Below are 19392 nucleotides of genomic sequence, written 5' to 3' on the forward strand. Positions count from 1 at the left end.
AACTAACTGTTCCCGGCAGCTCACTGTCGGGCATGGAAAATATTGCTCCGGGCGTTGTATGACGTCCGGCAGGGGCTTATTGTACTTAACGGCAGGATATTACAGGTAGCGCAGCGGGTTGCGGCGGCCGTTGGTGATGTAATTTTTCATGTTTACCCAAAACGCGAGTATCATGTAAACAATCACCGGTGAGCCGATCGTGAGAAAACTGGCATAAATAAAGAACAGGCGTATCCGGGAAGTAGCCATTCCCAGTTTAGCCCCTATGGCTGCGCAAACGCCAAAGGCCTGCCATTCCATAAAGTCTTTTAAACGGTTCATATATCAAATTTATCCTAATTATTTAGGAAAACAAAATACCATACGCACGTGTTTTGTACAATTATTGCGGATGATCTAATGACAAGATCATGGCATCTGTTGGTCAATTATTAATTTATTAAATTATTTTAACCTCCATTTATGCCTATTACCGACAATTAGCTTAATGGAGCATCAGTCTCTTTTGCAATAGACACCCGTTTTGTGTAACTTTGCGAAGCATTTATAACCGCTTTTAAATAATTTTTTCCATGGTGTTTGATATTGACATGATTAAAAAATTGTATGCGGCTCTCCCGGGTAAAGTGGAAGCAACCCGTAAGATGCTAGGCAGACCGCTTACACTCGCCGAAAAGATCCTTTACGCCCACCTTTATGCGCCATCGACGACTTCGTATGAAAGGGGCAAATCCTATGTAGAATTCGCACCAGACCGCGTAGCGATGCAAGACGCTACGGCCCAGATGGCCCTGCTGCAATTTATGACCTGCGGCCGCGCATCGGTGGCAGTTCCCTCTACCGTTCACTGCGATCACCTGATACAGGCAAAAACCGGCGCTGCTGCCGATCTGGCGACTGCGAACCAAACGAACAAAGAGGTATATGATTTTCTTTCCTCTATTTCCAATAAATACGGCATCGGTTTCTGGAAACCGGGTGCCGGTATCATCCACCAGGTAGTACTCGAAAACTACGCCTTCCCCGGCGGTATGATGATCGGTACCGACTCCCACACCCCTAACGCAGGCGGTTTGGGCATGGTAGCCATCGGTGTTGGCGGCGCTGACGCGGTAGACGTAATGGCTGGTCTTCCGTGGGAGCTTAAAATGCCGAAACTGATCGGCGTACACCTGAAAGGTAAAATGAGTGGCTGGACTTCCGCCAAAGACGTGATCCTGCAGGTGGCCGGCCTGCTTACTGTAAAAGGTGGCACCGGCGCTATCGTGGAATATTTTGGTGAAGGTGCGGACAGCATGAGCGCTACCGGTAAAGCAACTGTGTGTAACATGGGCGCCGAAATCGGGGCTACCTGCTCCCTCTTCGCTTACGACGAAAAAATGAGCGCTTACCTGAAAATCACCGGCCGCGCAGAAGTAGCTGAGCTGGCAGACGGCGTACGCGACCACCTCCGTCCGGATGCAGGCGTTTACGCCGATCCTGGCAAGTTCTACGATCAGCTGATCGAGATCGACCTGGATACGCTGGAACCTTTCGTAAACGGTCCGTTTACCCCGGACCTGGCATGGCCTATCTCCAAATTCGCGCAGGCCGTGAAAGAAAACAACTGGCCCGAGAAACTGGAAGTAGCCCTCATCGGCTCCTGCACCAACTCTTCTTATGAAGATATCAGCCGTTCCGCCTCCCTGGCGCAACAGGCTATCGATAAAAACCTGGAAGTGAAGTCTGAATTCACGATCACACCGGGTTCTGAACTGGTACGTTTCACCATCGAGCGCGACGGCATGCTCAACACCTTCGATAAGATCGGTGGTGTAGTGCTGGCAAATGCCTGCGGCCCCTGTATCGGTCAATGGGCACGTCACATCGATGATCCGAACCGTAAAAACTCTATTATCACTTCTTTTAACAGGAACTTCGCGAAACGTAATGACGGCCTGGCATCTACCCACGCTTTCGTAGCTTCTCCCGAAATCGTAACGGCACTGGCCATCGCAGGCGACCTTACCTTTAACCCGCTTACAGATACCCTTACCAACAGGAATGGCGAAAAGGTGAAGCTGGACGAACCCAAAGGTTACGAGCTGCCTCCTAAAGGTTTTGAAGTAGATGATCCGGGTTACCAGGCCCCTGCGGCCGATGGTAGCGGTGTACAGGTAATCGTATCCCCTACATCTGATCGTCTCCAGCTGCTGGAAGCATTCAAACCATGGGAAGGCACCGATCTGAAAGGCCTGAAACTGCTGATCAAGGCAAAAGGTAAATGTACCACCGACCACATTTCCATGGCAGGTCCATGGTTGAAGTACCGCGGTCACCTCGACAACATTTCCAACAACATGCTGATCGGCGCGATCAACTACTTCAACGATAAAACAGATACCGTTAAAAACGAACTGACCGGCGAATATGGTTCCGTTCCGGGTACACAACGCGCTTACAAAGCCGCAGGCATCGGTTCTGTGGTAGTAGGCGACGAAAACTACGGTGAAGGTTCTTCCCGCGAGCACGCGGCCATGGAGCCCCGCCACCACGGGTGTTCGCGCAATATTGGTGAAATCTTTCGCCCGTATCCACGAAACCAACCTGAAAAAACAGGGCATGCTGGCATTGACGTTCAACGACAAAGAGGATTATGAAAAAGTGCAGGAAGACGACAGCATCGATATCGTTGGACTGGCTACCTTCACACCCGGCAAACCGTTAACAGTGGTGCTGAACCATAAAGACGGCAGCAAAGACGAGATCGTGGTGAACCACACTTACAATGAACAACAGATACAGTGGTTCATTGCAGGTGGCGCACTTAATGTGATCCGTGCTGAGTTTGCGAAAAAGCAATAATAGTTTAGTCGCTATAATGTTCAAGCCCCGGCAATTGCCGGGGCTTTATTTTTTAGTCTGATTAATATTGCTCCAACTGCACTACATTACCGCCGCTGGGATAAAAGGTAATACCGCTCACCGTTACAGGTGTGGTGCTATACGCGGGAATATAGGCGGAACCATAGTTCACCATTACATGGGTACCTAAAGGCATCGCACTCACAGGCGTCAGCTTTACATCATATACACCATCGGTGAATACCCAGTTATCTGCCGGGTTATAAAAGCCCGCCTCCATGTAATAGGTGATGGGCGACCCAGACGTACCTACCGGCGTAAAGGTGACGTAGAAATCGTAATCCGTCATGTTATTACCATAGGTATAAGCATTGCCGAATACCACGGAGTTAACAAACGCCTTACCGTCAAAACCTCTTTCAACAGCAGGTTTCAGCACCATGCTGCGGGCATTCACATAAGATGCAGGGACTGCCAGCAACGCTGACAGGGAAAACAAAATGGCTAACTTTTTCATAGTTTCAAATAATAATTAAAAGGGTGATGGATCTATTAATAACGCCCCGCGCGCCAGGGCATGATCAAACGCAATACTTCGCTTACCCGCCGGTGGCAGGCATTTCAGGTTATCAAATCAATACTAAAGTATGTTGATGACAGGTTATAGACAAACAAATCAACAATATCAATTTACATCAAAATAATTAGAAAAAACAACCTTTTAACCACACTGCTAAACACCATAATACCCGATTACTTTTAGCGCAGCAAAACGCCATAACACTTACCAGTAAAGTATTTCACCCGCTAAACAAAAACCAGGCAGCTGCTGCTAAACATTACCACCAGCGCGACGAAACACTTGCTATCAGCGCATCACTTTTTTCTATCTTTTTTATGTTGAAAGCATTAGCAACATAAAACGACGGGGAAATTGGCAAAGAAGTTAATGATGCATATTTTGTATCTTAATAAAAATATTTCGAAGGATGCAGCATATCACCGGCAAGGTATGGCAACAACTATCCGCCTCCTACCCTTCTCACCAGGCCCTGTTTCAATCGGCCTTTGAACATATCAACGAAGCCTACAGCGGCCCCAACCGCCACTATCATAACCTGGAACACCTGAGCCAGATGCTCGGCCTGCTGGAGCAGGTGCGCGATAAAGTAAAAGATCCCGACAGCATGGCGTTCGCCATCTTTTTCCATGACATCATTTACAAGGCAGGCAACAACAATAACGAAGAGAAAAGCGCCGAAGAAGCGGCCAACTTCTGGAAATGCTGGGCTATTCGCCCGCCGGCATCCGCAAAGTAAGCGAGTGGATCATTGCTACCAAAACACATGGCGATACAGCAGTGGACAGCGACCTGAGTTATCTGCTCGACATTGACCTGGGTATTCTTGGGGCGCCGTTAATGTCGTACGTGGAATACACCCGGCAGATCCGCCAGGAGTACCGTATATTCCCCGATCTGCTGTATAATCCAGGGCGCAAAAAGGTGTTAAAACACTTCTGGACATGCCGTTCATTTACAACACGCCCGAATTCCGCGCCCAATTTGAACAGCAGGCCAGGGAAAACATCACCTGGGAGATAGGAACATTGTAAGGTTAGTCGTCGGTTTTCTCAACACTGCTTAACAGGGAGCCGGGTTTGATCCGGGGTTTCTTTAACCCGAAGCGGCGGCCTACGCTCACCCGGAAACTGCCTACGCCAAAAGTCTGGTACGTACGCGCTACGGGCGATTGCCCCCTGGTGATCACTTCTACATAATGCACACCCGCAAAATACCGGTCGGAGTTATAGCCGGCCGACAAACGGATCGTGTTGTTAAACTGCCAGCCAATTTCCGGAGTTTGTCGTGGCCCTCCGCAAAACGCATGGCTGTGGAGTTGATGCCCAGTCCGCCCGAAAGCGAGCCGGTTGCGTAAAAATTCTTGCGGTAAACGAACGTATAGGCATACCCGACATTGCCTACTAATGTAAAGATGCTGCTCTTGCTGAACTGCAGTCCGTCGAAGAATTCAGGATTGCCTGTAGGAACAAGATTGGAGTCCGAACGAACTTCCATACGGTATACCTCGCCACCGGCGATAAAGGAACCCGCACTCCGCTTCTGCCATTCGTTTTGCACGAAAGCCGCACGGTACGAGAATTTGCTGTCGTTGAAGATATACTGCACTTGTGCCCCGAAGTTGGTGTGGTACAGGTCTCCCCGTTTCGGGAAGCCATCACCGGGCTGGTAACCGGGAATAAAACTGCGCGGGTTCGCGATATAGAAGCCTTTATAATAATTGCCAATCAGGTCGATGGCGAGTTTACGCAGGTAGAGGTGCGTTTGCAGATCGATGAACTTTGTTTTACCGCGTTCCTCATCATCCCTATTAATGAACGGCACGTTGAACACGAGGTTCAGTCCCAGCAACTCGTAGTTAGCGCCTACTCCCAGCGTAAAGCGGTTATTGGGGCGGTACAGCAGCTCGCGGCCTTCACCACGATCATTTAAATCGTAGTAAGAATATTTGCGCTGGCCAAGCAGCCGGAAAGTAACATCTGTAAGGTATTGCGATACGTAGATCGTATCGTTATGTGTGCGCAGGGCGCGTTTCAGCCAGCCCTCCTTCTGCTGCGCCAGGGCGCAGGAAGTAGTTATACAAGCGAAAATAAACAGTAGCAGGCCTTTTTTCATGGAACAGACAAGATAACAAAATAAGCCGTTTATCGCGGCAGCTCAATCACTTCTAATTGTGAGATGTTACCGCTGTCCAACACAAACCGTACCAGCGTTTTTACCTTATGCCAGCCCTGGTGGCCGCAGGCGCCCGGGTTAATATGCAGCAGCCCCAGTTTGGGATCACGCACCACTTTGAGGATGTGGGAGTGCCCGGTTATATAAAGGTGTGGCGGGTATTTGTGAATGATTTCCTTAATGGACGGTGCATATTTGCCGGGATAACCGCCAATGTGTGTAATCCATACTTTTACATCTTCGAGAATGAAGCGGTTTACTTCGGGATAACGTACGCGGAGATCGGCGCCATCGATGTTGCCCCATACCGCGCGGAAGGGTTTAAACGCTTCCAGTTTGTCGGCCAGTTCCGCATTGCCGATATCGCCCGCATGCCATATCTCATCTACCTGGCCAAAGTACTTAAATACCAGCGGGTCCGGTGATTGTGGGTATCCGACATTAATCCGATTCGCTTCATATAGCAGGCAAGATACTGACTTTACTGCTGAAAATAACCGGCTACGGTTTCAAACACAATGGAGGCGGCCAGCTTCGCGGTGCGATTATCCACATCAAAAGAAGGATTCAATTCAGCGATATCCACCCCCAAGCTTTCCACTGTACAGGATTTCGCGGTAACACTCCAGGAACACCGCATCGGGCAGAATACCATTGTAGGCGGTGGCGCTTACCCCCGGCGCGAAGGCGGCGGCGAATACATCGAGACAGGTGGTAAGATAAATTTTATCTACACTGTCGACGAACAGGTGCAGGTTGCGGAATAATGATTCTCTTTTAAGGTGATGGAAATACTCGCCGGGCAGATGCATTACCCCGAGCGCGTCGGCCGTATCGAACAGGCGGCGGGTATTGCTGTTCTGCTGAATACCGAGAGCGAGGTAGTAGAAGTCACGTCCCGTTTGCCGGCAATCTTCCGCCAGCTGCCAAAAGCCGGTGCCGGAACTGGCGCCTTCAGCACCGGGCTGCCGCAGGTCGAAGTGCGCATCAAAATTAATCAAACCGATCGCTGACTGTTGATAGCTATCATAGATGCCACTGGCGTGACCATATGTTATTTCATGGCCGCCACCGAACAACACGGGCAAATACCCGGCTTCGATGATTTGCTTCACCGTCACCGCCAGCGCCTGCTGCGCACCGGATAAATCGCCACCGGTGCAATTAATATCCCCACCATCGATCAGCAGATGTCCATCGAAATGCACCGGAAACGCGGCACAGCTGCGGCGCAGGACCAGTGGCCCCTGTGCCGCGCCAACGCGGCCTTTATTACGACGAACGCCTTCATCACTGGCAAAACCTACCAGCACAATGCCTTTCTGTTCTTCCTGTAACGCGGGTAAATTTTCTTTGCCCAGGTCGATGCATTGAACCACCTGGTGCCAGCGCAGCATGTCCGGGTCGGTACCATCTGTTCTGCCCTGCCAGTAGTCCTGCACCGGCGCGTTATAAAATGGCGAACGTATCATAACATGATGATCTTTTGTCCCTGTTTCCAGAGCGTAGTGGGTTTTAATTTACCCTGGTAATATAAAATATCGCGATAATCTTCTGCTTCATATGCCTGGAAGTCGGCATCCATACCGGGTTGCAGCGCCCCAACACCAGCCAGGCCCAGTGCCTTGGCGGCCCTAACGGTAAGCCCGGCAAATACCTCGGCGGTGCTCAGCTTTTCGGAAGCACTCATCACGGCGGCCTGCATCAGCAAATCCCCCATCGGCGCAGAGCCGGGGTTCCAGTCGCTCGCAATGGCTACACAAGCGCCGGCATCCAGCAGCTTGCGCGCGGGCGCGTAAGGCATGCCTAAACCCATGGAGGCGCCGGGTAACACCACCGCTACTGTTTCGGAAGCAGCCAGTTCCTGTATTTCCTTATCCGTACTGGCTTCCAGGTGATCGGCAGACAATGCGCCGCATTCCACGGCCACGGTGCTACCACCAGCTGTAAACTGATCGGCGTGTACCGTAAACGCGAAACTTTTGCGGCAGCGGCTTTGAGGTAAGTACGCGCAGCTGACTGCGAAAAGGCTGTTTCTTCAATGAAGATGTCCACGCGATGTGCGAGGTCGTGTTCTTTTAACACTGGCAGCAGTTCGTCCAGCGCCCACTGCAGGTATTCGGCCTCCGTACCTTCAAAGTCGCGCGGCTTGATGTGTGCGGCCAGGCAAGTAGCTACCAGCGTTGCCTGCGTATGTTGCGCGGCATACTTGATGGCGCGCAGTATTTTAATTTCCGAATAAGCATCCAGCCCGTAACCACTTTTCACTTCGATCGTCGTTACTCCTTCCTGGAAGTGGCGGTTAGCGCGGGAGATCAGGCTTTCGGCAAGCGCCTGCTCTTTAGCAGCACGGGTTTTCGTTACGGAATCCCAGATGCCGCCACCGGCGCGGGCAATGTCCAGGTACGACTTTCCGGCAATGCGCATCGCGTAATCGCGGCTACGCGTACCATCAAAACAAATGTGTGTGTGACAATCGACAAAGCCGGGCAGCAATACCGATGGCTGTTTGCAGAGGTCCGTATCAATGCCCGGATGTGCGGCGGCCAGTTCGTCAAAAGGGCCTACGGCCACGACTTTACCCTCATGGGTAATAACGCCGCCGTTGCCGATAATATCCAGCTGTTCGTCCTGCAAAGCACCTTTCAGCGGCAGTCCGGCCATGGTAATGATTTGTGCAAAAGGTCCTGTTAAACGCATGCGCAAAATTAAAACTGCAAATTAAAATCCTGTTGCCATTGTTGTGCTTTTTCGTAACCGGCATCGGCATGACGGAAGATGCCCAGCGCCGGATCGTTGTGCAGTACACGGCGCAAACATTCGGCCGCGCGGTCGCTGCCATCGGCCAGCACCACCATGCCCGCATGTTGCGAATAACCCATGCCTACACCACCTCCATGGTGAAACGATACCCAGGTAGCACCGCCTGCGGTGTTAGACATCAGGTTTAACAGTGTCCAGTCGGACACGGCATCCGAACCATCCTTCATCGCTTCCGTTTCGCGGTTCGGCGAAGCCACGGAGCCACAGTCGAGGTGGTCGCGTCCGATAACGATCGGTGCTTTTACCTTACCCGATTTTACCAGGTCATTAAAGATCAATCCGGCCTTTTCCCTTTCCCCCATGCCCAGCCAACAAATGCGTGCGGGTAAACCCTGGAACGCCACGCGCTCCTGTGCTTTGCGCAGCCAGTTATGTAAAGGCCCATTATCCGGGAACGCTTCCATCAGCGCCCGGTCAGTGGTATAAATATCTTCCGGGTCACCACTCAGCGCCACCCAGCGGAACGGCCCCTTACCTTCGCAGAACAATGGACGAATATACGCCGGCGTAAAACCCGGGAAGTTAAATGCATTTGCTTCTCCGCCTTCCCTGGCGAACTCGCGCAGGTTGTTGCCATAGTCGAACGTGATGGCGCCGCGCTGTTGCATTTCCAGCATAAAACCAACGTGGCGGGCCATACTCTTAAGGCTGCGCTGTTTGTAAGCTGCAGGATCAGCTTTGCGCAAAGCCGCCGCCTCGCTCAGCGACAGGCCATTGGGCACATACCCGTTGATCGGGTCATGTGCGGAAGTTTGGTCGGTGAGAATATCGGGAATGATGTTATCCTTTAAGAGTCTTTCGAGCAGATCGCCGGCATCCATGACAACGCCAATGGAAATCGCTTCTCCTTTTGACTTTGCCTCCATCGCCCATTGTATGGCTTCTTCATACGAATGCGTCATGCGGTCGATGTACTTCGTATCGATGCGTTTCTGGATACGCGTTGCATCAACATCCGCACCCAGGAAGGTAGCCCCGGCCATGGTCGCGGCCAAAGGTTGTGCGCCGCCCATACCGCCGATGCCGGCAGTAACGAGCAATTTACCGGACAGGTTGCCATTAAAATGCTGGCGGCCGCACTCGACGAAGGTCTCATACGTTCCCTGTAAAATGCCTTGTGTGCCGATGTAAATCCAGCTGCCGGCGGTCATTTGTCCGTACATCATGAGACCTTTGGCGCGCAGTTCGTTGAAGTGCTCCCAGGTTGCCCATTTTGGAACGAGGTTGCTGTTGGCCAGCAGTACACGCGGCGCCTGCGGATGCGTGCGTACGATGCCCACCGGTTTACCGGACTGCACGAGCAGCGAATGATCATTATCCAGCGTTAAAAGAATTGCTATGATCTTCTGTAATGCTTCGCGGTTGCGGGCTGCCTGGCCAATGCCACCGTACACCACGAGTTCATCGGGATTTTCGGCTACTTCATGATCGAGGTTATTGAGCAGCATGCGCAATGGCGCTTCTGTTTGCCAGGACTGTGCATGCAGCTGTGCACCACGCGGTGCTTTATAGTGCGGGTGTGCCGCGTATTGCTTAAGAAAGTCTGAATAATTCATGATAAGGTCCGTTGAGGTTGATATTTTGCGCATGCGCCACGTGGTTGGCTACACGCACGATGGAATGATCGGCGATGATGGTATGCAATGCTGCGATATCCGTAGCGAAGATGCGGTCCGCAGCAGCGAAACTTACTTTTTCGCGGGTGAACTTATGCACGGCTTCAATAACGGCAGCGGAACGTAATGGCCGCCTGAAATCCACGGCCTGTGCGGCGTACAACAGTTCTACCGCCGGGATATATTCGAGATTGCCCAGTACCTGGTGCAACTTGCGGCCACTGATGGAACCCATGGAAACGTGGTCTTCCTGGCCAAGCGAAGTAGGCACACTATCCGCACTGGCAGGGAAACAGAGCGTTTTATTCTCCGTCACCAAAGCAGCCGTGGTGTACTGCGGGATCATGAAACCGGAGTTGAGACCGGCGTCCTGGATAAGCAGTTTCGGCAGGCCATAACGTCCTTCGATCATCATATAACAACGGCGGTCGCTGATGTTGCCCAGTTCCGCGGCGGCCACGGTGGCGTAATCCAACGGCAGGGCGAGTGGTTGTCCGTGGAAGTTGCCACCGCTGATCGTATCGTCGGCAGCGAAGATGATCGGATTGTCGGTGACCGCGTTCAGTTCTATGGTGGTCAGTTCCTCCGGTGTTTCCAGGCGGTGCGGGAAGCCCCGTGTACCTGCGGCATGCAGCGCAGGGAATACGGATCCTGTACGCGGCCGCAATCTACGTGCGATGCCATGATTTCCGAAGCATCGAGCAGGGCGTGCAAACGGTGCGCTACGAGCTGGTTGCCTCTATACGGGCGAATCTCGTGCAGGCGCGGATCAAAAGGCTTGTGGGTACCCATAAGTCCTTCCAGCGACATAGCACCGATGATATCGGCGGCCTCCAGCAGGTTGTGGAAACGCTGTACGGCTTTCACCGCATGCGCTAAGATGAATTGTGTGCCGTTGATGAGCGCCAATCCCTCTTTGGGACCCAGCGCGATGGGCTGCAACCCTTCCTGTTGCAGCACGGTGGCAGCGGGCAGGCGTTCGCCTTTATACCACACTTCGCCGAGCCCGATGAGGGGGAGAAAGAGGTGCGAGAGTGGTGCCAGGTCGCCGGATGCGCCTACAGAGCCTTTTTCCGGTACGAGGGGCGTAACACGGTGATCGATATGCCATATGATACGCTCGATCGTAGCCAGTGCTGCGCCGGAGTACCCCTGTGCAAGCGCCTGTACCTTGGTGATGAGCATGATGCGGGCAATTTCCTCCGCGATGGGCGCACCTACGCCAACACTGTGGCTTTGCAGGATATTGTACTGCAGTTTGCGCGTATCTTCTTCAGAAATCTTAGTGTCGCACAACGGGCCAAAGCCCGTGTTGATGCCGTATACCGTGGTGTGTTGCTGTACAATTTCCTGTACGTGGGCATGGCTGGCTTTGATGCGTGCCACTACATCGGGGTTCAACTGCCCTTTGATATGGCCGGCTGCGATACCGAGTGTTTTGGCGACCGTAAGCTGGTCCGAACCATAATGAAATACCTGGTCCATAAATTTATTTTTCGAGTTCCTTAAAGATGCGGTCAGAGAGTGATTGTTTGTCGAGGCTGGCCTCCAGTCCGGCGAGGCCGTCGAGCAACTGTTTGCTGCGAGCGTCGGCTTCGGACACTGCCTGCATGCAGACGGCGATGGCTTTCCAGATGGGCTGCACTTTGGCGAGCAGCGCCTTGCCTTTCACCGTGAAGGCGACGCGTTGCCGGCGGCCGTCTTCTTCACACTTTTCCGTTTTTACAAGACCTTTCTTTTTTAACCCGGCGATCAGCTGGCTGATAGCCGAATGCGACACTTCCAGTTCGGTGGCAATATCCTGCAGCGTAAGCGCTGGCCGTTGCGACATCAGGTAAAATACCGGGAACCAGGAAGCGTCGAAGGCGATGCCTTCATATTCGTACACCTTGTTTACCTCGGCGAGAAAGTATTCGCTGAGGCGGCGGAGGCGGGTGCCGAAAATGAGATAACCGAGGGATGGATAAAAGCTCATCGGATTAAATTATATAAGCACTTATATAATTACAATATTAAAGGAAAAAACGGATACTGGAAAAGAAAAAGGTGGAAGATGGGCTTTTCGTGCACTATCCGTGCTCTCCCCGTGCACTGTTCAAGCACTCCCCGTGCACTCCCCGTGCACTCCCCTATAGAGATTTTGCATTTTAGCTGCGACACTTTGCGACAATCACGACATATGGCGACAATCACGACACATAACGACAATCCGCGACAACCGGGTTGGCAGGATGCAATTGCAGGGTTAATTTTACATCGTTGAATAGTAAGGAAGTGATCAACGGTGGCCGTGGATAACATCATAAAGCAGGATACATGATGATGCGCTTTGACTATTGCAGTACACAATTGCTTAGCGGCATAAAGACAGGGCATAACAAAGCCGCTCGCGGTATACACGAGCGGCCCGTCCATATTTTGGATGCTTACTTTTTTGCTGTCTTTTTCTTTACATCGAACCAGAGCGGGGAATCATCGTCCACGTCGCCGTTGTAATTGATGAAAAGCTCCTCGCCTTTTTGATGGCACGGCGGGTAATGATGCTCATGGTTTCTTCGGTGAAGTCCATTTCATACTCGCAGTTTGGATCGTAAGCGTGGTTGTAAATGCTGCAAAAGCCAAGTGCAACGCAGGATTTGGTTTCCCGTTTACCCCAAAGGAAGAGGTAATTATGCAAAAAGGTTTTGTCTGCCTTCTCGGTATCGTCGTATGACAATACCAGCACGGGGGATGTTTCGATGCGCGTACCTGCGGGGATCGCGTCTTTTGTATAAACACCGCGACCTTTGCCGGGTGATTTCTTGATATGCAAATATGGCTTAATCATAATGAACTGTAAGTGCTTCACGCCTTTACGGGCGTAAAGTAACATTAAACAAACAAGTTATCAAAATTTGATGTATTATCTAAATTCCAAAACGCTTATATATTTTTGCACAATAACCCGAGCAGTATGATCAACTATAATCCGAAAGAGTGGTTTACCTTTATTTTCCGGTTGCACAAGGCGGACACAGTGAGGAAATTGACCCCCATGTTCTTTTACCTTGGACTATATGCCGCCGCGGTGGCTTTCCTGGAACTAAACGTCTTTCAGCTTTCTAAAACACACAGCGAACATCTTAAAAACATATCGCTGATGCATGGCCTGCTGGGCTTTGTTATCTCTTTGTTGCTGGTGTTCCGCACCAATACCGCGTATGATCGCTGGTGGGAAGGCCGTCGCCAGTGGGGTACACTGGTAAACGTCAGCAGAAGCTTAGCCATCAAACTACAGGCCATTTTACCGGAAGGGCATCCGGCGCGGGCATACTTCCGCACCATGATCCCCAACTTTGCCTTCAGTATGAAGCAACACCTGCGCAACCAGTATCACCCCGGTGAGCTGGAACTGGACGAGCCACACGAGCTTTCGCAGGAAAAGCACATGCCTAACCAGATTTCGGCACACATGATGCGTAAGGTAATAGCACTGCACCAGGAAGGACTGCTGACAGGTGAGCAACTCATTTTTATGAATGAGGAACTGCGCTCGTTTACAGATGTGTGCGGCGCCTGCGAACGTATCAAGAACACGCCCATACCCTTTTCGTATAGCGTGTTCCTGAAGAAGTTCATCTTCTTTTATGTGATGACATTGCCCCTCGGGTATGTATTCAGCGTAGGCTACATCATCATACCGATGATCGTGTTTATCTTCTACGTACTGGCCAGTCTTGAGCTGATCGCCGAAGAAATTGAAGACCCGTTTGGCACGGACGCGAACGACCTGCCGGCCGACACCATCTGTAACAACATCCGGCTGCATGTACAACAGGTGCTTTAACATTATTATACTTATTTTCGCACCGTGTCAGGTTTATGGAAAATGAAGCATTATTAGAAAAATACGAGGAGCTCGCTGCCCAAAAAGCGCAAGGGGAGCTTAAAGTATACCTGGACGACCAGCTGATTACCGATATCGCCGACCTGATTTATGAATTGCCCGACGAAGGAGGCAACATCATTGAACAACTGACGATAACGCGTGCGGCGGCCGCTTTCAGGATATTGGAATTCCCCGCGCAGGAAGAGGTGATCCGGCAACTGCGTCCATCCAAAGTGGCAGAGTTGATGAACGAACTGCCGCCGGATGACCGTACCGCATTCCTGGGCGAACTGCCCAGTGCGGCCGTGAAAGAGCTCATTAAACTGCTGGACCCCGAAGAACGTAAAGTGACACTTGCCCTGCTGGGATACCCCGAAACCAGCGTAGGCCGTATCATGACACCGGACTACCTTGCTGTTAAATCCACCTGGACCGTTCAACGGGTACTCGACCACATCCGCCGCAATGGCCGCGATTCCGAAACCATCGATGTAATTTATGTACTGGACGACAGCGGCAAACTGCTCGATGACTTCCGTATCCGCGAGTTCCTGCTCGTAGCGCCCGACACCGAAGTGAGCACCCTGATGGACGACCGCTTCGTCGCCCTGAACGTAAATGACGAACAGGAAGAAGCCATCCGGGAGTTCCGTATGGAAAACCGTGTGGCACTGCCCGTAACCGACGACAATGGCATCATGCTCGGCATTGTGACCATTGACGATATGTTATGGATCGCCAACGAAGAACATACCGAAGACATTCAGAAGATCGGTGGTACCGAAGCCCCTGGATGAACCTTACCTCGATATGCCCCTCCTGAAACTGATTAAAAAACGGGTGGGCTGGCTCATCATCCTCTTCATCGGCGAAATGTTAACCGCTACCGCTATGGGCTTCTTCGAGGATGAAATTGCGAAAGCTGTAGTACTGGCGCTCTTTGTACCGCTTATCATCTCCAGCGGCGGCAACAGCGGATCACAGGCATCTACACTTATTATACAGGCTATGGCACTGGGTGAAATCAGCATCGGCGACTGGTGGCGCGTCATGCGCAGGGAACTTATTTCCGGTGTATTGCTGGGCGGTGTGCTCGGGATCATAGGCTTTACGCGTATCCTGTTGTGGAACCAGCTTTTCCATAGTTACGGCGAACACACGGTGCTCATCGGCATGGTCGTAGGCATTTCACTGGTGGGCGTGGTATTGTGGGGAACACTGTCGGGATCCATGTTGCCTTTGTTATTAAAACGCCTCGGCGCGGACCCGGCCACTTCGTCTGCCCCGTTCGTAGCCACGTTGGTAGACGTAACAGGACTGATCATCTACTTCTCCGTAGCCTATACGTTTATGAGCGGGATTTTACTGTAACGCCATAGTGTTCTACTTTCACTTCGCCGCCGTTTCTTTTCTTCTGTATGATGAAAAGATAGTCGAACTGCTGCTCTCCTATTGAATCTACCGGCGGCTTTACGTCCAGCGCCTCCATCATGGGCAGCAACGTATTGCTATGACCGATGATCAGCAGCTTTTTACCCCAGTCGTCGCGGCGGGTTATTTCATAAATCAACGATTCGCCGGTACTGTCCGGCTGATAAATAGCAGTATCGATGTGAGCCAGCAGCCGGAGCGAATCGGCGGTTTGTCCGCTACGCATCAGCGGCGTACAGTAGATTTTAGCGATGCCCGAATCGCGCAGCCGCCGGTACAGGTCACCCGCACGTAGATGTCCTTCAGCGGTAAGCGTTGAGTCTGCGCCCGGATGCTTTTCGGCATGGCGCACCATAAACACCGTACCTGTAAGGAAGGTACTGTCTTCCGTTACCGGGATCAATGTTTTAGGCGTTTCGCGTGGCTGGCAGGCGGCCAGGAAGACAACCACTGCTACGAATTTAACTGCTTTCATGGGCACCGTTCATTATATTGTGTCAATATTAAATAATTTAAACCAACTTTTGGGAACAACAACCATATGATACAACCAAAATCCCTCCTGCTATTGCTGGCGTTGCCGTTGTCCGCGCAACTACAGGCGCAGCAACTCAGTGTAGAAAAGATCATGCGTGATCCCAAATGGATCGGCACCTCGCCCTCGGGCCTGTTCTGGAGCAGCGACAGTAAAACACTGTACTTTTCCTGGAATCCCGACAAAGCGCCCTCGGATTCGCTGTACTACATTGGCACCAGCGACCGGAGTCCCCGTAAAACCATAGCAGCAGCGCGGTCGGAGGTACAGTCCACCGCCGACGTTACCCGGAATAGCGCCCGCACCCAATACCTCTACAACTTATCCGGCGATATCTACCTCCGCGATGTGAAATCCGGCAAAACCACCCGCATTACACAAACCGCCGCCTACGAAAGCGGCGAACGTTTTGGCTTTAATGACCGCCGCATTGTATACCGCAGCGGTACCGACCTCTTTGCATGGGACATCAGCACTGGTTTGACCGAACAACTGACACGTTTCCTGGCCGGCGATAAACCCGCGGCAGCTGAAAATAAAGAAGAAGGCGCCCCCGCCGAAAAATGGCTGAAGGCGCAGCAGCTGGAACTGATCGACGTACTTGCCTCCCGCAAGGAAAAAGAGAGGCGGCAGACGCTTTCCGTAAAAGCCTGACCCCCACGAAAGAGCAGCGCGCCTTATACCTGCAGGGTAAAAGCCTGGGACAAACGAGCATCAGTAACGACGGACAGCTGGTTGCCTACACTTTAATGAAATACAGCCGCGGCACCAGCACCGATGTGCCTAACTATGTAACCGAGAACGGGTATACGACAAACATTAATGCACGGGCGAAAGTGGGTACGGAGGGACAGGTATCTTCCGAACTGTTCCTGTACGACCGACAGCGCGACACCGTGTATACCGTGAACCTTAGCGTAATACCGGGCTTAACAGACAAACCCGCTTACCAGCAAAACGACACCTCGAAAGCTGCTAAGCGCGACTTCCGCATCGGCGGACTGCACTGGTCGCCCGACAGCCGTTATGTGATGGCAGACATCCGTTCCAACGATTCGAAAGACCGCTGGCTGATGCTGCTCGATGCTGCGAACGGGCAATTGAGCACGCTGGACAGGCAACGTAACGAAGCCTGGGTGAATTACAGCATTATCAACGACCTTGGCTGGCTGAACGACCATACGATCTGGTACCAGTCAGAAGCCACCGGGTATGCGCATCTGTACACAATGGATGTTCGTGCTAAAACACAGCGGCAGCTGACTTCCGGGAATTATGAAGTACAACAGGTGAGCCTCTCCAACGATAAAAATGCTTTTACCTGCATACCAACGAAACCCATCCGGGTGTGGTTAAACTTTACCGCCTCCCTGTTGCCGGCGGCAAAGCAGCGGCGCTCACCACATTGGAAGGCGGTATAGAAGCGCAATTGTCGCCGGACGAAAAATGGATCGCGTTCCGCTATTCCACGTCGAACCAGCCATGGGAATTATACCTGCAGGAAAACAAACCGGGAGCTACAGCCGTGCAGATTACCAGCCTGGCACAGTCGGCCGAGTTCAAAACATATCCCTGGCGCACGCCGGAAGTGCTGACCTTTGCCGCCCGCGATGGCGCTAACGTTTATGCCCGCTTATACACACCCGATCCCGCGAAAAAGAACGGTGCGGCGGTCATCTTTGTCCATGGCGCCGGCTATCTGCAGAATGCACACAAATGGTGGAGCAGTTACTTCCGCGAATACATGTTTCACAACCTGCTGACCGATATGGGCTTTACCGTACTGGACATGGACTACCGTGGCAGCGCGGGCTATGGCGCGGAGTGGCGCACCGGTATTTACCGCCACATGGGCGGCAAGGACCTGACGGACCATGTAGACGGTGCTCATTTCCTCGCTAAAAACTATGGTGTGGATCCTAAGCGGATCGGCATCTACGGCGGCAGTTACGGCGGCTTTATTACCCTGATGGCGATGTTTACCACGCCCGGCGAATTTAAAGCCGGTGCGGCCCTTCGTTCTGTCACGGACTGGGCGCACTACAACCACGGCTATACCCAGGCGATCCTGAACACACCAGTAGAGGACAGCATTGCCTTTGCACGGTCATCTCCCATCTACTTTGCCGAAGGATTAAAAGGCCATTTGCTGATGTGCCACGGCGTGGTGGACACGAACGTGCACTTCCGGACATCATCCGACTGAGCCAGCGGCTGATCGAACTAGGAAAGGATAACTGGGAACTGGCCGTGTATCCGGTGGAGGACCACGGGTTTGTGGAGCCATCGAGCTGGACGGACGAATACAAGCGCATCCTGAAGCTGTTTACGACGAACTTACTGACACCTTAATAACAATGGGGCCTCCGCAAGGGGGCCCCTTCTTATGCCGGCAACATTACGTATATTTACTATCCCTAGCCCTTATTTAATTAATATTATGATGAAGTTGAGAAGTAGCCTGACCGTCGTATTGTGTTTGTTGCATTGTGTTGTTTGTTCAGCGCAATCCAAAGCGAAACCCACCAATGCCCGCCAGCCCAAATACCAGGGGCTTTTATGGGAAATCAGCGGCAATGGGTTAAAGAAACCCTCCTACCTGTTTGGCACCATGCACGTTAGCGCCAAACTCGCCTTTAACCTGAGCGATTCCTTTTACTACTGCATTCGTAATGTAGATATTGTAGCCCTTGAAACGAACCCGGAAGAGCTGCAGGAAGATTTCTCGCAGTCGTTCCGCCTCAAAGCCAGTTCCAGCCAGCTATTGGGAAGAGCGATGGCCGGCAGGCTGGAGCAATCATCCTTTACGATTAACGGCTATGCACCGGCCATCCGTGCGGCGTTCGGCTACCGTCCCGAAATGATCAATCATTTGTTGTACCGCAGCTACGCGTCGAGAGAGGATTATGAAGAAGATACCTTCCTCGACATGTACATTTACCAGGTAGGTAAACGATACGGCAAACGCGCCACCGGCGTGGAAAACTTCCAGGAGTCGGAGAAGCTGATGATGCAGGCATACCGCGATGCGGCCAAAGAACGCCGCAACCGCAAAACCGTGAGCCGCACCAGCAGCATGAACGATGATGCCAATACGCTAACGGATGCTTATCGCCGTGGCGACCTCGATATGCTCGATTCCATATCGAACAACAGTTACGACTCGCCCGCTTTCATGGAAAAATTCCTGTACAGGCGCAATGAGATCCAGGCCAATTCCATCGACTCCATTTCCCGGAAAGAAAGCATTTTCGCCGGTGTGGGAGCCGCGCATCTGCCGGGCGACAGGGGCGTTATCAACCTCCTGAGAAAGAAGGGATATAAAGTGCGGCCTATCACGGTAAACAACCGCGATCACCTTCAAAAAGACGAAGTGGAAAAATTGACCGCGCCGGTAGTTTTCTCTCCTTATACTTCCCCGATAAACTGATACAGTTAGACATTCCCGGCAAGCTGTATAACTTTAACGGCATTTCGTTACTGAACCAATTACAGTACGCCGACCTGGCAAACGGCGCTT

General features: G+C 52.0%; 25 protein-coding genes and 1 pseudogene. 12 read left to right on the forward strand and 14 right to left on the reverse strand.

Annotated elements, in window-relative coordinates; genetic code table 11:
* Window positions 1-99: 99 nt before the first annotated feature.
* Window positions 100-321, reverse strand: a complete 222-nt coding sequence (locus MKQ70_RS18275) for a PspC domain-containing protein (RefSeq protein ID WP_248073210.1) — start codon at window positions 319-321, stop codon at window positions 100-102.
* 251 nt (window positions 322-572) lie between these two features.
* Between MKQ70_RS18275 and MKQ70_RS18280 the strand changes: the two genes are divergently transcribed.
* Entirely contained in the window at window positions 573-2639 is a 2067-nt protein-coding gene (locus tag MKQ70_RS18280) for an aconitate hydratase (RefSeq protein WP_282456588.1), read from the forward strand.
* On the forward strand, window positions 2554-2844 hold the full coding sequence (locus tag MKQ70_RS38785) for a hypothetical protein (protein ID WP_308199063.1): 291 nt from the start codon (window positions 2554-2556) through the stop codon (window positions 2842-2844). Before MKQ70_RS18280 ends, MKQ70_RS38785 begins: the two co-directional genes overlap by 86 nt.
* A 61-nt stretch (window positions 2845-2905) precedes the next feature.
* Here MKQ70_RS38785 and MKQ70_RS18285 read toward each other — a convergent pair whose 3' ends face one another.
* Complete coding sequence (locus MKQ70_RS18285; protein ID WP_248073211.1) at window positions 2906-3361, reverse strand: hypothetical protein; 456 nt, start codon at window positions 3359-3361, stop codon at window positions 2906-2908.
* A gap of 472 nt (window positions 3362-3833) precedes the next feature.
* Between MKQ70_RS18285 and MKQ70_RS18290 the strand changes: the two genes are divergently transcribed.
* Together MKQ70_RS18290 and MKQ70_RS18295 are read left to right on the forward strand one after the other, a co-directional pair.
* Window positions 3834-4163 (forward strand): hypothetical protein, encoded by a 330-nt coding sequence (locus tag MKQ70_RS18290; RefSeq protein ID WP_248073212.1) that lies wholly within the window; start codon window positions 3834-3836, stop codon window positions 4161-4163.
* On the forward strand, window positions 4127-4447 hold the full coding sequence (locus tag MKQ70_RS18295) for an HD domain-containing protein (RefSeq protein ID WP_248073213.1): 321 nt from the start codon (window positions 4127-4129) through the stop codon (window positions 4445-4447). Before MKQ70_RS18290 ends, MKQ70_RS18295 begins: the two co-directional genes overlap by 37 nt.
* A 13-nt stretch (window positions 4448-4460) precedes the next feature.
* On the opposite strand, the gene MKQ70_RS38790 is transcribed toward MKQ70_RS18295, so the two are convergent.
* The 11 genes and pseudogenes from MKQ70_RS38790 to MKQ70_RS18345 form a co-directional block, all read right to left on the reverse strand.
* Window positions 4461-4628 (reverse strand): restriction endonuclease subunit S domain-containing protein, encoded by a 168-nt coding sequence (locus MKQ70_RS38790; protein ID WP_372489992.1) that lies wholly within the window; start codon window positions 4626-4628, stop codon window positions 4461-4463.
* Window positions 4616-5539 carry a DUF4421 domain-containing protein gene (locus MKQ70_RS18300; RefSeq protein ID WP_282456591.1) on the reverse strand — a complete coding sequence of 308 codons (924 nt, stop codon included), beginning with the start codon at window positions 5537-5539 and terminating at the stop codon, window positions 4616-4618. The genes MKQ70_RS38790 and MKQ70_RS18300 overlap by 13 nt, the downstream gene beginning before the upstream one ends.
* A gap of 29 nt (window positions 5540-5568) precedes the next feature.
* The gene (locus MKQ70_RS18305; RefSeq protein ID WP_308199493.1) at window positions 5569-6066 is read right to left on the reverse strand and encodes a metallophosphoesterase family protein; all 498 of its coding nucleotides are present in this window, start codon (window positions 6064-6066) and stop codon (window positions 5569-5571) included.
* 14 nt (window positions 6067-6080) lie between these two features.
* Window positions 6081-6200 carry an arginase family protein gene (locus MKQ70_RS38795; protein ID WP_308199065.1) on the reverse strand — a complete coding sequence of 40 codons (120 nt, stop codon included), beginning with the start codon at window positions 6198-6200 and terminating at the stop codon, window positions 6081-6083.
* Window positions 6172-7071, reverse strand: coding sequence for a formimidoylglutamase (gene hutG, locus MKQ70_RS18310; RefSeq protein WP_282456592.1), 900 nt, complete (start codon window positions 7069-7071; stop codon window positions 6172-6174). The genes MKQ70_RS38795 and hutG overlap by 29 nt, the downstream gene beginning before the upstream one ends.
* Window positions 7068-7508, reverse strand: coding sequence for an amidohydrolase family protein (locus MKQ70_RS18315; protein ID WP_248073214.1), 441 nt, complete (start codon window positions 7506-7508; stop codon window positions 7068-7070). Before MKQ70_RS18315 ends, hutG begins: the two co-directional genes overlap by 4 nt.
* A complete protein-coding gene (locus MKQ70_RS18320; RefSeq protein ID WP_248073215.1) occupies window positions 7439-8299 on the reverse strand; it encodes an imidazolonepropionase-like domain-containing protein in 861 nt (286 codons plus the stop codon). The genes MKQ70_RS18315 and MKQ70_RS18320 overlap by 70 nt, the downstream gene beginning before the upstream one ends.
* An 8-nt stretch (window positions 8300-8307) precedes the next feature.
* Entirely contained in the window at window positions 8308-9978 is a 1671-nt protein-coding gene (gene hutU / locus MKQ70_RS18325; protein WP_248073217.1) for a urocanate hydratase, read from the reverse strand.
* Window positions 9956-11523: pseudogene (hutH, locus tag MKQ70_RS42350) on the reverse strand (histidine ammonia-lyase). Before hutH ends, hutU begins: the two are co-directional and overlap by 23 nt.
* Before the next feature lie 4 nt (window positions 11524-11527).
* Window positions 11528-12013 carry a MarR family winged helix-turn-helix transcriptional regulator gene (locus tag MKQ70_RS18340; protein WP_248073223.1) on the reverse strand — a complete coding sequence of 162 codons (486 nt, stop codon included), beginning with the start codon at window positions 12011-12013 and terminating at the stop codon, window positions 11528-11530.
* Window positions 12014-12487: 474 nt separating this feature from the next.
* On the reverse strand, window positions 12488-12865 hold the full coding sequence (locus MKQ70_RS18345; protein ID WP_248073225.1) for an SET domain-containing protein-lysine N-methyltransferase: 378 nt from the start codon (window positions 12863-12865) through the stop codon (window positions 12488-12490).
* A 126-nt stretch (window positions 12866-12991) separates the two neighbouring features.
* Between MKQ70_RS18345 and MKQ70_RS18350 the strand changes: the two genes are divergently transcribed.
* The 3 genes from MKQ70_RS18350 to MKQ70_RS18360 are packed head-to-tail and all read left to right on the forward strand — an operon-like array spanning window position 12992 to window position 15277.
* Window positions 12992-13864: a bestrophin family protein gene (locus tag MKQ70_RS18350; RefSeq protein ID WP_248073226.1), complete on the forward strand. Its 873-nt coding sequence runs from the start codon at window positions 12992-12994 to the stop codon at window positions 13862-13864.
* Window positions 13865-13899: 35 nt separating this feature from the next.
* Window positions 13900-14703: a magnesium transporter gene (locus MKQ70_RS18355; protein WP_248073228.1), complete on the forward strand. Its 804-nt coding sequence runs from the start codon at window positions 13900-13902 to the stop codon at window positions 14701-14703.
* A complete protein-coding gene (locus MKQ70_RS18360; protein WP_248073231.1) occupies window positions 14681-15277 on the forward strand; it encodes a magnesium transporter in 597 nt (198 codons plus the stop codon). The genes MKQ70_RS18355 and MKQ70_RS18360 overlap by 23 nt, the downstream gene beginning before the upstream one ends.
* On the opposite strand, the gene MKQ70_RS18365 is transcribed toward MKQ70_RS18360, so the two are convergent.
* Window positions 15255-15812, reverse strand: coding sequence for a histidine phosphatase family protein (locus tag MKQ70_RS18365; RefSeq protein WP_248073234.1), 558 nt, complete (start codon window positions 15810-15812; stop codon window positions 15255-15257). The genes MKQ70_RS18360 and MKQ70_RS18365 overlap by 23 nt on opposite strands.
* A 66-nt stretch (window positions 15813-15878) precedes the next feature.
* Between MKQ70_RS18365 and MKQ70_RS18370 the strand changes: the two genes are divergently transcribed.
* The 5 genes from MKQ70_RS18370 to MKQ70_RS18390 all read left to right on the forward strand — a co-directional run bounded on the left by MKQ70_RS18370 (window position 15879) and on the right by MKQ70_RS18390 (window position 19302).
* Window positions 15879-16526: a TolB family protein gene (locus MKQ70_RS18370; protein WP_248073236.1), complete on the forward strand. Its 648-nt coding sequence runs from the start codon at window positions 15879-15881 to the stop codon at window positions 16524-16526.
* A complete protein-coding gene (locus tag MKQ70_RS18375) occupies window positions 16436-17293 on the forward strand; it encodes a DPP IV N-terminal domain-containing protein (RefSeq protein WP_248073238.1) in 858 nt (285 codons plus the stop codon). The genes MKQ70_RS18370 and MKQ70_RS18375 overlap by 91 nt, the downstream gene beginning before the upstream one ends.
* Entirely contained in the window at window positions 17221-18078 is an 858-nt protein-coding gene (locus MKQ70_RS18380) for a S9 family peptidase (protein ID WP_248073242.1), read from the forward strand. Before MKQ70_RS18375 ends, MKQ70_RS18380 begins: the two co-directional genes overlap by 73 nt.
* On the forward strand, window positions 18027-18224 hold the full coding sequence (locus MKQ70_RS18385) for a hypothetical protein (RefSeq protein WP_248073245.1): 198 nt from the start codon (window positions 18027-18029) through the stop codon (window positions 18222-18224). The genes MKQ70_RS18380 and MKQ70_RS18385 overlap by 52 nt, the downstream gene beginning before the upstream one ends.
* A gap of 88 nt (window positions 18225-18312) precedes the next feature.
* Window positions 18313-19302, forward strand: coding sequence for a TraB/GumN family protein (locus tag MKQ70_RS18390; RefSeq protein ID WP_248073247.1), 990 nt, complete (start codon window positions 18313-18315; stop codon window positions 19300-19302).
* The last annotated feature ends 90 nt before the right edge of the window (window positions 19303-19392 follow it).

Origin of the sequence: Chitinophaga sedimenti, from assembly GCF_023156195.1 — a bacterium.
In the GTDB taxonomy this organism is placed as follows: domain Bacteria; phylum Bacteroidota; class Bacteroidia; order Chitinophagales; family Chitinophagaceae; genus Chitinophaga; species Chitinophaga sedimenti.